General features: G+C 55.9%; 1 protein-coding gene. It reads left to right on the top strand.

Features of this window, described 5'->3' with window-relative positions; translation table 11 throughout:
• The coding region (locus Q2941_RS51905) for a glycosyltransferase (protein WP_458197587.1) at positions 1–512 on the top strand (512 nt) is incomplete at its 5' end.
• Positions 513–515: the final 3 nt, after the last annotated feature.

Raw genomic sequence — 515 nt, 5'->3', positions numbered from 1 at the left:
CCATCGAGTTGGCGCGTCGCATCCCTTCCCGGCATATACACATGGTTGGCGGTCCACAACCGGGTTATTCCGATCTGTACAGCAAGATCGAGTCTGCCGCGAAAAGCTTGCCGAACCTGACGTTTTGCGGTCGCGTGCCTTATCACGACGTCGGTGACCTCTATGACCGCGCCAAGATTTTCGTTAATACCTCGGACATTGAGGGTTTTCCCAATTCCTTTCTTCAGTCCTGGCGTCGCGGCGTTCCGGTAATATCATTTTTCGATCCTGATGGACTTATCAAGCGCGAAGGCCTGGGTGCCTCGCCCCAGTCCATCGATGAGATGGCTTGCGTTGCCGACCACTTGATTGCCGATGAAACAGAATGGCGAAAGGCGTCCGAGCGATGCAGGAGCTATATGGACCGGATGCATGGCGATCACGTGGTGCTGAAGGCCTACGTCGCAGCAATCGAGGAAGCTGTTCGCCGAAGGCAGAAATGGCTCGCGTCGAGCAAACCGGTGTGGCGATGAGAC

The organism is Bradyrhizobium sp. UFLA05-153 (genome assembly GCF_054185185.1).
The sequence above is the reverse complement of the archived record's forward strand: the minus strand, read 5'-3'. Positions and strand labels throughout refer to the sequence as shown.